This is a genomic window from Actinomycetospora sp., assembly GCF_055612215.1.
Genome location: NZ_JBVPVA010000310.1, coordinates 1 through 9,737, shown reverse-complemented (window position 1 = coordinate 9,737; position 9,737 = coordinate 1). Strand labels below are relative to the sequence as shown.

Here is a 9,737-nt window from a genome sequence, read left to right as displayed (position 1 = left end):
GCTCACCGATCGCCTGGGGGACGTGGCGGAGAACGGCGGCCAAGGACTGTCCAGCGCCCTCGGGGGAGGCGGTGGCGGTGGCGCACTGGGGGGCGCCCTGTCCTCCGGTGCGTCCGCGATCAAGGACAAGGTGACCGGCGCGCTCGGCTCGATCGTCCCCGGCATGGGTGGCGACGACGACGACGAGGACGGCGAGGGCGGCGGCAGCGGGGGCGGAGGCGGGAACAAGAGCGCCCGCGGCAAATTCAAGTTCCTGAACATCTTCGAGGTGCAGGACGTCGGCGTTCCGCTGCGACTGGCGTACGACCAGTGGACGCAGTTCGCCGATTTCCCGAGTTTCATGAAGAAGGTCGAGAACGTCGACCAGAGCTCGGACGAAAAGGTGACGTGGAAGGCTCAGGTCTTCTGGTCGCACCGCACGTGGGAGACCACGATCGTCGAGCAGATCCCGGACTCGCACATCCTCTGGACGTCGTCCGGCGCCAAGGGGCACGCGAGCGGCATCGTCACGTTCAGTGAGCTCGCCCCGAACCTCACGCGCATCATCCTGATCATGGAGTACCACCCGCAGGGCTTCTTCGAGAAGACCGGCAACATCTGGCGCGCCGTCGGACGCCGCGCGCGTCTCGAGTTCAAGCACTTCTGCCGTCACGTGATGATGGATTCGCTGATCAACCGCGACGAGATCGTCGGGTGGCGCGGAGAGATCCGTGACAGCGAGGTCGTCCGGACCCACGAGGAGGCCCTCGAGGAGGAGCAGGCGGGCGAGGACGGCGACGTCGGGGACGTCTACGGCGACGAGGACGGCGAGTTCGAGGACGAGTTCGACGAGGACCTCGACGAGGACGAGGAGCCCGGCGACGACGAGATGGACGAGCCCGTCGCGGAGGACGACCTCGATGCCGAGGACGTCGACGAGCCGTTCGAGGACGAGGACGGGGACGTGGACGACGTCGAGGATTCCGCCGACGTCGAGGACGAGGACGAGACCGTCGAGGAGCCGGACGATTCGGACGGACGGCCGGCCCCGCGGCGGGCGCGTCGAGCAGAGCGCGCGCACGCCTGAGCCATCGCTCCGCACCGGGGGCACGACCGTGGGTCCGGTGCCGGGGCCGCTTCACTGAGGAGGCTGTGTGACCGTCAGTCAACGGCAGGGCGGCGGGGTCCAGAAGGCCCCGCAAGGTGGGCTCGCCGAGGTGCTCGACCTGATCCTCGACAAGGGCCTCGTCATCGACGCCTTCGTGAAGGTGTCGCTGGTCGGGATCGAGATCCTGACCATCGACGCACGGATCGTGGTCGCCAGCGTCGACACGTATCTGCGGTTCGCGGAGGCGACGAACCGTCTCGACCTGCACGCGAAGGGTGGCAAGGACCTCGGGCAGGTCGTCGGCGGCATGACCGAGGGCGCCTCGCAGGGCGGGTCGAAGGGCAAGACCAAGGGCGTCCTCGACGCCGGCAAGGAGAAGTGGGACGAGATCCGCTCCGAGCGGCAGAGCGAGAAGAAGGAACGATGAGCGCTGCTGAGCAGGCGGAGGACGCGCCGCCGGACAACATCGGTTCGTACGTCTACGGGATCATGCGTTCCGGGCAGCGCATCCCCGACGGTCTCGACCCCGTGCCCCACGGGTCGGAGGACGCCGAGCCCGGGCTGGGCCTGGTGAGCTCCGGGCAGATCGCGGCGGTCGTCAGCGACGTCGCCACGAACCGGCCCCTCGGCAAGCGGGAGGACCTGCTCGCCCACGAGCGGGTGCTCAACGCGATCGCGGTCGAGACGCCGATCCTGCCGATGCGCTTCGGCGGCGTCGTGAGCGACGACGACGCCGTCCGGGAGGAACTGCTCGAGCCGCACCACGACTACTTCGAGAACGCGCTGAACGAGATCGCCGACTACCTGGAGTTCTCGCTGCGCGGGGACTACGAGCAGGACGTGGTGCTCGGCCGGATCGTCGAGGAGAACCCGGCGATCCAGGATCTCCGTGAGCGGATCCGCGGGGTCGACGAGGACGCGTCGTACTACGACCGCATCAAGCTCGGGGAGGCCATCTCCCAGGCGATGGACACGCTGCGCAGCAACGACGCGGACGCCGTCCTGGACGCCCTCGAGCGGTACGCGCGGGCCACCGTGGTGAAGGAGGTGGGCGGCGAGAACGGCGCGGTGCACGTGGCGTTCCTCGTCCACCGCGACCACCGCACCGACTTCGAGCAGGCCGTCGATGACCTGGGCGACGCCTGGGCCGGCCGGGTCGACCTGCGACTGTTCGGGCCGACCGCGTGCTTTGATTTCCTGCCCGAGTACGAAGTGCCCGACGAGGAGGGCGGCTAGAGGTGGGCTTCTTCAGCGAGCTGCTCCTGCTCCCGCTCGCCCCGGTCCGCGGTGTGGTCTGGGTGGCCGAGAAGATCGAGGAACAGGTCGATCACCAGATGAACGACCCGGGGGTGATCCGGGCCCAGATCGACGACCTCGACGCGGCCCACGAACGCGGGGAGATCTCCGCCGAGGAGCGTGACGAGCAGCAGGACGTGCTCCTCGCGCGGCTCACCGGACGCGAGCAAGCCGGGGGAGGGTCGGAGTGACCCGATCCGGTCGCCGCGACCCGCTGGCCGACGCCGATCGGCGCCGCGCCCGCGGGGGCTCCTCGTCCAACGGCAGGGGCAACGGGGCGGAGAGCGGTTCCGGCGGGCGCCCCCGCCGTCGCCGCGCTGCGGAGGCCGAGGAGGCCCCCCGCGAGGAGGCGGTCACGGAGCAGGAGCGGCCTCGCCGTCGTCGTTCCCGGGACGACGGCGAGCGGGCCGAGCGTCGTCGGACGAACGGCTCACGGCCGGACACGGAAGCGGAAGCGCCGGCGGACGACGTGGTCGACGACGAGGACCTCGAGGTCGAGGACGCCGACGACGACGACGACGTCGAGGTCGAGGTCGAGGACGCCGCCGACGACGAGTTCGAGGACGACGACGACGTCGTCGAGGACGAGGTGGACGACGCCGAGTTCGAGGACGAGGACGAGGTCGGCGACGAGGACCAGGACGAGTTCGAGGACGAGGACGACGCCGAGTTCGAGGACGAGGCGGAACTCGAGGACGACGAGCCGGAACCCCAACCGGAGGACACCTCGGACCAGGAGCGCCCTCGGCGTCGTCGGCGTACGGAGCCGGAGCCGGAGGACACGTCCGACCAGGAGCGGCCGCGTCGTCGTCGGAGGTCGGAGCCCGAGTCCGAGCAGGAGCCGGCGTCGGATCAGGAGCGGCCTCGCCGTCGCCGGAAGTCGGCGCCCGAGCCGCAGCCCGAGCAGGAGTCGGCGGCGGCGTCGGATCAGGAGCGGCCTCGACGTCGTCGGAGGTCGGCGCCCGAACCCGAGCCCGAGCAGGGATCGGCGTCGGATCAGGAGCGTCCCCGACGTCGTCGGAGGTCGGCGCCCGAGCCCGAGTCCGAGCCGGAACCGGCGTCGGATCAGGAGCGGCCGCGTCGTCGTCGGAAGCCGGCTCCGGAGCCGGAGCCGGAGCCGGAGCCCGTGAGCGACGACCTCGAGGACGAGGACGAGGACGCCGAGTTCGAGGACGAGGACGAGGCGGAGTTCGAGGACGAGCCCGAGCCCGAACCGGAACCCGAACCGGCACGACCGAAGAAGCTGACGGCCCGCGTCATCGCACGGATGGCCGCCGAGCAGGTCATGGAGATGACGAGCAAGGAGAGCGAGAGCGTCACCTCGGTCAAGAAGTCCGAGGACGGCTGGCTGGTCGGCCTCGAGGTCGTGGAGAGCCGGCGAATCCCCGACTCGACCGACCTGTTGGCAAGCTACGAGGTCGAGATGGACGCCGACGGCGACCTCGTCAGCTACCGACGACTCAAGCGCTACAACCGCGGGCGCGGCGACGACGAGTGATACTCCCTGCGGACGCCCATCCACGACGGACGGAGGGGACCCGTGAGTGACCCGGTCCGCTGGAACGGCTCGACGCCCCCGATGCGGCAACAGGGCTCCTCGCCGCAACAGCAGCAGCAGCCGAGCGGCACAGACCTCGCCGACATCCTCGAACGTGTCCTGGACAAGGGCATCGTCATCGCCGGCGACATCCAGATCAACCTGCTGGACATCGAGCTGTTGACGATCAAACTGCGGCTCGTCGTGGCGTCGGTCGACAAAGCGAAGGAGATGGGGATCGACTGGTGGGAACGCGATCCCACCCTGTCCTCGGGCGCCCGCGAGCTCGAGGACGAGAACCGCCGGCTGCGCGAGCGGATCGAGACGCTGGAGCGGCGCGGTCTCCCCGGCGGTAACGAGGACGAGGACGAGGCCGAGCTGGCCGAGGACGACCTGGCCGACGAGGATCTCGACGACGCGGAGGAGCTCGACGCCGACGAGACCGACGACGCCGACGACACCGACGAGGCCGAACCGATCGACGCCGAGGAGGTCGACGACGCCGAGCCGGCCGAGCCCGCGCGGGCGGCCCGGACCCGGCGCTCGACCACCACGCGCCGTCCGACCCGGCGCGGAGAGACGCGGCGTGGGGAGACCCGGCGCGGGGAGACCCGGCGATGAGCGACGCCCTGAGCTACGTCTACGCGGTCGGTCGGGACCTCGTCGACGGCGACCTCGCCGACCTGGCCGGTGCCGGTGTCGGCGAGGGGGACCCGCGCCTCGTCGTCGCGAGCGGGCTGCAGGCCGTGGTGAGCGACGTCCCCCGCGACGAGTTCGAGGCCCGCGCCCTCGACGACAAGCTCGAGGACCTCGGCTGGCTCGCCGCGACGGCCCGTGCGCACCACCACGTGGTCGACGCCGTCGGGAGCCGTCGCACCGTGGCGCCGCTCTCGTTGGCGACCGTCTACTTCGACGACGACCGCGTCCGCGAGCTGCTCACGGTCGGGGCCGCGGCCCTCACCGAGGTGCTGGACCGCCTGGCGGGCCGCGCCGAGTGGGGCATCAAGGTCTCGATCCGCGTCGGCGCCACCCAGGAGCAGGCGCCCGCCACGAAGCCCCGCAGCGGCGCCGAGTACCTGCGCTCCCGCAGCAAGGCGCTGCGCGAGGGTGACCAGGCGGTGGCGCGGGCCGAGGCGGAGGCCGAGGCGGTCGACGCGTCAGCACGGGCGCTCGCCGTCGACGCCCGGCGTCATCGACCTCAGGAGCAGTCGCTGACGGGACGATCGGAACGCATGGTCCTCAACGGGGCCTACCTCGTCGACTCGGGCGCCGCCGAGGAGCTCGCCCGGGTCGTCGCGACCTGGGCCGACCACCCGCGGCTGCGGGTGGAGCTCACCGGACCGTGGGTGCCCTACTCGTTCGCCGGCCTGGAGGGCTCGTCGTGACGGGCTCGGAGCTGGCCCCTCGCTCGACCTCGCTGTTCGGGGACCGCGAGGTGGCCCTGGTGGACCTGCTGGACCGGCTGCTCGCGGGCGGCGTCGTGCTGACCGGGGACATCACGATCTCGCTGGCGGGGGTCGACCTCGTGCGGGTGTCCCTGCGGGCCCTCGTCACCTCGATCGCGCCCGCGGACCAGTCCGGCGACCACGAGCGCCCCCCGATGGTGCTGCCGGGGGAGGAGCCGGATGGCCTCCGGTGACCCGTCGCGGATCGAGATCGACAAGGACGCGGTGCGACGCGACCTGATGAAGCTCGTCCTCACGATCGTCGAACTGCTGCGTCAGCTCATGGAGCGCCAGGCCATCCGCCGGGTGGAGAACGGCGACGTGACCGAGCAGCAGGAGGAGGACCTCGGCATGGCGCTGATGCACCTGCAGGAGGCGATGGACGAGCTGACCGAGCAGTTCGGCCTCACCGCCGAGGACCTCAACCTCGACCTCGGCCCCCTCGGCCCGCTGCTGCCCCGCAACCGCTGATCGTCGCGTGTGTCTGCTGTCCCGGTTCGGGTAGTTCGGGCCATGAGCGAGGTCCGCACCACCGATGACAGTGCTGACGACGGACCCCAGGAGGGCGGTGGCGGCAACGTCACGTTGACGCTCGGCGATCGGGAGATCGTCCTGCGGCATCGCTTCGAGCTGATCAGCATCGCGAACGAGATCGGCATCGCGCTGTTCTTCACGATCGGCAGCGTGGCGTTCTACTTCGAGGAGCTGTTCAACCTCGGGGTGACGCTCTTCGTCATCGGGAGCGTGCAGCTCGGCATCCGACCCGCGATCCGGTTGGTCCGCCGCGTCCAGCTGCGCAAGGTGACCCAGGGGATGCCCGGTGAGGTCGCGCGCGACTTCTAGGCGGTCCGCTCAGGGCAGTTCGACGCCGCCGCCCCGCTGCTTCTCCCGGATGACGTCGTCGATCCCGGTCGCCGCGGCGAGCGACCCGCCCTCGCGGACGGCCTTCAGCCAGCCGGACTCGCGGTCGTCGACCGCGCGTGTCAGCGCCACCACCTCGTCGACGTGCTCCCGCGGGACGACGACGATGCCGCTGGCGTCGCCGCGCACCACGTCCCCGGGGCGCACGACCACACCGCCGATCTGCACCGTCACGTTGATCGCGCCCGGACCGTCCTTGGAGCCGGTCGCGGGGTGGACGTCACGGGCGAACGTCGGTGTGCCCACCTCGTCGATACCGTCGACGTCGCGGATCGCGCCGTCCACGACGGTCCCGACGACGCCGGCCCGGTCCAGCACGCCGGAGACGATGTCGCCCAGGACAGCGGCATCGGTGCGCCCACCGCTGTCGACGACGAGCACGTCACCGGCACGGGCGAGGTCGGGCGCCTTGAGCACGTAGAGGATGTCGCCGGGCTTGGTCCACACGGTCAGCGCGGGCCCGCAGAACTCGCGCCCGCCGGCCCGTCGGGCGATCCCGGGTCCGACGATCGCGACCGGGCCGCCGCAGTCCGCGAGCTGCGTGGTCGGGAACGTGCCGAGGGCCGCGACCACCGCGGGGTCGGGACGGTGGTCGTCGGTGACGATGGCCCACTGCTGCGGGTGCGAGGTGCTCACGAACGGCGCCGGTGCTCGGCCACGTCCGCGAGGCGGCTGAGGGTCTCGACGTTGCGGGGCGTGATGGCGGGGGCCTGCACCCAGCCCGGGATGAAGCGGCCGATCCCCTCCGCGGCCACCTCGCGCAGCCGGACGTGGCAGTCGGCCGGTCCGCGCGGCTCGATCGTCAGCTGGACGTGGGCGCCGCCGGCGATCCAGGCCCGGGCCCGGAGCACGAGCCGCCGGCCCGGGTCCACGTCGACGACCTCGGTGTGGTCGTCGAGCTGGAAGGGCCAGATCCCGACGCTGTGGTGCAGCTGCGATCCGACGGCGGGCCAGTCGTCGTCCACGTCGCGCATGTGCGTGGCGCCGACGACCCAGAGCGGATAGGCCCAGCCGTCGGCCAGTACCTCCCACACCGACTCCGCGTCGGTCCGCACGTCCCGTCCGACCTCGGGTTCCACGACGACCTCCTGGATCTCCTCGCTGCGCGGTCGCTCAGCCGCGTGGCCGGGCGATCAGCCGGTGCGCGAAGGCCTTGACCTGGTCGGGCAGGACCCCTGCGACAGCGGCCTGAGCCTGCACCATCGGCGATCCGCCGACGACGGCGGTGCGTCCGGCCATGAGGGCGTCGTAGCCCTGACGGGCGACCTTGGCCGGGTCGTCCTTCGGCATGCGGCCCATGATGCTCTCGGAGAGGCTCCCCGCGCGGCGGAAGAAGTCGGTGGCGGTGGGGCCCGGCATCAGCGAGGTCATCGAGACCCCGGTGCCGCGGAGCTCGTCGTTGACGGCCTCGGTGAAGGACTGCACGAACGACTTCGAGGCGTTGTAGACGGCCTGGTAGGAGCCGGGCATGGTCGAGGCGATCGAGGACGTGACCAGGACGCGGCCGTGACCCCGCGCCACCATCGGGCCGAGCACCCGGTGGGCGAGGTCGACCGTCGAGCGGACGTTGAGGTCGATCAGGCGCAGCTCATCGGCGAGCTTCGACCCGACGAACGAGCCGCCGCTGCCGACGCCCGCGTTGAGCGCCGCGGCGGCCAGCGGGCGGCCGGTCGCGGCGATCGCCTGGTCGAGCTCCTCGACGCCCTTCGGGTCGGAGAGGTCCGTCTGCACCGCCTGCGCCGAGCCCCCGTGCCGGCGCATCCGCTCCGCGACCTCGCCGATCGCGGCGTCCTCGGCGGTGACGATCAGATCGTGTCCGTGCTCGGCGAACACCCGGGCCAGCTCCGCGCCGATCCCGTGGGACGCGCCCGTCACCAGGGCCAGTGGTCGGTTATCGCTCATGTCCGGTGCTACCCGGTGCGTGCGCGGGAGGGAACGCCGACCTCGCGTGGCCCAGGCGGCGGATCAGGACGGGTGCGGCCCCGTCGCCTCGCGCAGCGGCGTGAGGTCCCCGCGGCGGGCGACCTCGCCGAACAGGTGCGCGCTCCGGCGCGGGATGCGGCGGAACCCGTCGGCCCGGTCCACCCCGACGAGCCCGAAGGTCGGGGCGTAGCCCCGGGCCCATTCGAAGTTGTCGAACGAGGACCAGTAGAGGTAGCCGCGGACGTCCACGCCCTCCGCGAGCACCTGCTCGACCTCGGCGAGGTGGCTCTCCAGGTAGCGCACGCGCTGCGCGTCGTCGGCGGTGGCGATCCCGTTCTCGGTGACGACGACGGGCAGCCCGGGCTCGGCGATCCGGCGCAGCATCGTGCCGAACCCGGCCGGGTGCACCTCCCAGCCCATGAGCGTGGTCTCGACGCCCTCGGGTGGGGGCGCGGTGTCGAGGCCGCCGCCGGAGGCGTCGATGCGGGTCCGCGTGTAGTACTGCAGCCCGACCCAGTCGCCGACGTCGCCGCCGGCCCGCAGGTCGTCGAGGTGGTGGTCGACCATGACGGCCCGCGCCATGGCGGCGGCGCCCTCGTCGGCCTCGTCGCCCGGACGGAGCGCCTCGACGTGGGGCAGGTGCAGGCACGTCCCGATGCTCGGCGTGCCGCGCCCGGCGCGCAGGGCCGCGACGGCTGTGCGATGGGCCTGCGCGAGCGTCGCGTTGACGGAGATGGCCTCGCCCACGTCCTGGTGCCCGGGCGGGAACTCGCCGTTGAGGTAGCTCCCGAGCGCGACGATCTGCGGCTCGTTGACCGTGCAGGCGTACGGCATCCGGTCCCCGAGCTCGGCGGCCACCCGCTCGACGAAGCGGCCGAACAGTTCGAGTGCGTCGTCGGCGAGCCACCCGCCCCGCGCCGCGAACCACCGCGGCAGCGTGAAGTGGTACAGCGTCACGAACCCCGTCAGCCCGTGCCCCGCGAGGCTGTCCAGCACCCGCGCGTAGTGGTCGAGCGCCACGCGGGAGAACTCGCCCGGAGCGGGCTCGATGCGCGACCACTCGAGCGAGAGCCGGTGCGCGTTCTGCCCCAGCGACGCGAGCAGCGCGAAGTCCTCGTCGTAGCGGCGCAGGTGGTCGATCGCGTCGCCCGAGGACTCGACGGTCGGGGAGGCCGGGTCGTGCTCCCACTCCCACCAGTCGTTGTTGTGGTTGCCGCCCTCGACCTGGTGCGCTGCTGTGCTACTTCCCCACAGGAAGGTGCTCGGGAAGCTCGGCATGGGGCGATCCTGCCGTCGGCGCGCGCGCTGATGCCAGCTGGGTCAGGCGGCGTGGTGGTCGTGCCAGGGTCGGTTGTGGCGTGGTCTTCGGAGGGGGTCGAGCCAGGCTGGTGGGGTGAAGAAGGGCAGTCCGTCGATCATGTGGACGTCCCAGCCGGTGTGGTGGATCAGCTGGTGGTGATAGCTACAGAGCAGCACGCAGTTGGACAGGCAGGTCTGGCCGCCGTCGGCCCAGTGGATGATGTGGTGG

Annotated in this window: 16 protein-coding genes; 10 read left to right on the top strand and 6 right to left on the bottom strand. The window is 71.7% G+C overall.

What is annotated here, in order from left to right; genetic code table 11:
• The 4 genes from AC0CYZ_RS08925 to AC0CYZ_RS08910 form a co-directional block, all read left to right on the top strand.
• Positions 1–1,066, top strand: a 1,066-nt coding sequence (locus tag AC0CYZ_RS08925) for an SRPBCC family protein (protein ID WP_472214392.1), incomplete at its 5' end; no start/stop codon positions are given.
• 67 nt (positions 1,067–1,133) lie between these two features.
• Positions 1,134–1,514, top strand: a complete 381-nt coding sequence (gene gvpJ / locus AC0CYZ_RS08920; protein ID WP_472214390.1) for a gas vesicle protein GvpJ — start codon at positions 1,134–1,136, stop codon at positions 1,512–1,514.
• Complete coding sequence (locus AC0CYZ_RS08915; RefSeq protein WP_472214388.1) at positions 1,511–2,323, top strand: GvpL/GvpF family gas vesicle protein; 813 nt, start codon at positions 1,511–1,513, stop codon at positions 2,321–2,323. Before gvpJ ends, AC0CYZ_RS08915 begins: the two co-directional genes overlap by 4 nt.
• Before the next feature lie 2 nt (positions 2,324–2,325).
• Complete coding sequence (locus AC0CYZ_RS08910) at positions 2,326–2,574, top strand: gas vesicle protein GvpG (RefSeq protein WP_472214386.1); 249 nt, start codon at positions 2,326–2,328, stop codon at positions 2,572–2,574.
• A 239-nt stretch (positions 2,575–2,813) separates the two neighbouring features.
• On the opposite strand, the gene AC0CYZ_RS08905 is transcribed toward AC0CYZ_RS08910, so the two are convergent.
• Positions 2,814–3,098, bottom strand: a complete 285-nt coding sequence (locus AC0CYZ_RS08905) for a hypothetical protein (RefSeq protein WP_472214384.1) — start codon at positions 3,096–3,098, stop codon at positions 2,814–2,816.
• A gap of 411 nt (positions 3,099–3,509) precedes the next feature.
• Here AC0CYZ_RS08905 and AC0CYZ_RS08900 point away from each other — a divergent pair, with 411 nt between their 5' ends.
• From AC0CYZ_RS08900 to AC0CYZ_RS08875, 6 genes are read left to right on the top strand one after another with little or no spacing between them, the layout of a single operon-like run.
• Entirely contained in the window at positions 3,510–3,881 is a 372-nt protein-coding gene (locus AC0CYZ_RS08900) for a gas vesicle protein GvpO (protein WP_472214382.1), read from the top strand.
• A 42-nt stretch (positions 3,882–3,923) separates the two neighbouring features.
• Entirely contained in the window at positions 3,924–4,541 is a 618-nt protein-coding gene (locus AC0CYZ_RS08895) for a gas vesicle protein (RefSeq protein ID WP_472214380.1), read from the top strand.
• Complete coding sequence (locus AC0CYZ_RS08890) at positions 4,538–5,305, top strand: GvpL/GvpF family gas vesicle protein (RefSeq protein ID WP_472214378.1); 768 nt, start codon at positions 4,538–4,540, stop codon at positions 5,303–5,305. The genes AC0CYZ_RS08895 and AC0CYZ_RS08890 overlap by 4 nt, the downstream gene beginning before the upstream one ends.
• Positions 5,302–5,559, top strand: coding sequence for a gas vesicle protein (locus AC0CYZ_RS08885; protein ID WP_472214376.1), 258 nt, complete (start codon positions 5,302–5,304; stop codon positions 5,557–5,559). Before AC0CYZ_RS08890 ends, AC0CYZ_RS08885 begins: the two co-directional genes overlap by 4 nt.
• Positions 5,546–5,836, top strand: a complete 291-nt coding sequence (locus tag AC0CYZ_RS08880) for a gas vesicle protein K (RefSeq protein ID WP_472214374.1) — start codon at positions 5,546–5,548, stop codon at positions 5,834–5,836. Before AC0CYZ_RS08885 ends, AC0CYZ_RS08880 begins: the two co-directional genes overlap by 14 nt.
• A 42-nt stretch (positions 5,837–5,878) precedes the next feature.
• Positions 5,879–6,208 (top strand): YrhK family protein, encoded by a 330-nt coding sequence (locus AC0CYZ_RS08875; RefSeq protein WP_472214372.1) that lies wholly within the window; start codon positions 5,879–5,881, stop codon positions 6,206–6,208.
• A gap of 9 nt (positions 6,209–6,217) precedes the next feature.
• Here the strand turns inward: AC0CYZ_RS08875 and AC0CYZ_RS08870 are convergent, their stop codons facing one another.
• The 5 genes from AC0CYZ_RS08870 to AC0CYZ_RS08850 form a co-directional block, all read right to left on the bottom strand.
• Entirely contained in the window at positions 6,218–6,922 is a 705-nt protein-coding gene (locus AC0CYZ_RS08870) for an RraA family protein (protein ID WP_472214370.1), read from the bottom strand.
• The gene (locus AC0CYZ_RS08865) at positions 6,919–7,365 is read right to left on the bottom strand and encodes an SRPBCC family protein (protein ID WP_472214368.1); all 447 of its coding nucleotides are present in this window, start codon (positions 7,363–7,365) and stop codon (positions 6,919–6,921) included. Before AC0CYZ_RS08865 ends, AC0CYZ_RS08870 begins: the two co-directional genes overlap by 4 nt.
• A gap of 34 nt (positions 7,366–7,399) precedes the next feature.
• Positions 7,400–8,161 (bottom strand): SDR family NAD(P)-dependent oxidoreductase, encoded by a 762-nt coding sequence (locus AC0CYZ_RS08860; protein WP_472214366.1) that lies wholly within the window; start codon positions 8,159–8,161, stop codon positions 7,400–7,402.
• Between the two features lie 90 nt (positions 8,162–8,251).
• Positions 8,252–9,487, bottom strand: coding sequence for a glycoside hydrolase family 1 protein (locus AC0CYZ_RS08855; RefSeq protein ID WP_472214364.1), 1,236 nt, complete (start codon positions 9,485–9,487; stop codon positions 8,252–8,254).
• 42 nt (positions 9,488–9,529) lie between these two features.
• Positions 9,530–9,737 (bottom strand): HNH endonuclease signature motif containing protein (locus tag AC0CYZ_RS08850; protein ID WP_472214250.1); only part of this gene is annotated, 208 nt, incomplete at its 5' end.